We start from the raw sequence: 635 nt of genomic DNA on the forward strand, positions 1-635 counted from the left end.
GATACAAGACACTTGAATGTGTATTGTTTGAGAACTCGTTTTTATCTAAAGATAAAAACATTTTTTAAAATCAATCTATTGATTGAATTTACTAGTCAGCTTTCCAGATTGTTAAAGAACATGTAATCATCGTTAGATAACCACTTTTTAAAAACACTCATAAAAATGTATTTAAAGAGTGGTGGAGCTATGCGGGATCGAACCGCAGACCTCCTGCGTGCAAGGCAGGCGCTCTCCCAGCTGAGCTATAACCCCATCGATGGTGGGCGATACCGGGCTCGAACCAGTGACCCCCTCCTTGTAAGGGAGGTGCTCTCCCAACTGAGCTAATCGCCCATCGCTTTACTTCCGATGAAAAAAAGTGGCGTCCCGTAGGGGAGTCGAACCCCTGTTACCGCCGTGAAAGGGCGGTGTCCTAGGCCTCTAGACGAACGGGACTAAGTTTTTCTAAGTTATGGGTAACTTAGATGTTCTCTACATTTTAACCAAGCAATCTGTGTGGACACTACATTAAACAGCAAGTCTTTAGGTAAGGAGGTGATCCAGCCCCAGGTTCCCCTAGGGCTACCTTGTTACGACTTCACCCCAGTCATGAACCACACCGTGGTAAACGCCCTCCCGAAGGTTAAGCTATC

General features: G+C 45.7%; 3 tRNA genes and 1 rRNA gene. All 4 read right to left on the bottom strand.

Annotated elements, in window-relative coordinates:
* Nucleotides 1–179 precede the first annotated feature (179 nt).
* Nucleotides 180–255, bottom strand: a tRNA-Ala gene (locus CTN01_RS22600).
* 5 nt (nucleotides 256–260) lie between these two features.
* Nucleotides 261–336: transfer RNA gene (locus CTN01_RS22605), tRNA-Val, on the bottom strand.
* Nucleotides 337–362: 26 nt separating this feature from the next.
* Nucleotides 363–438 (bottom strand) — tRNA-Glu (locus tag CTN01_RS22610).
* Between the two features lie 92 nt (nucleotides 439–530).
* Nucleotides 531–635: ribosomal RNA gene (locus CTN01_RS22615) — 16S ribosomal RNA — on the bottom strand; the annotation flags it as partial.

The sequence above is a fragment of the Photobacterium angustum genome, from assembly GCF_003026365.1.
Lineage (GTDB): Bacteria > Pseudomonadota > Gammaproteobacteria > Enterobacterales > Vibrionaceae > Photobacterium > Photobacterium angustum.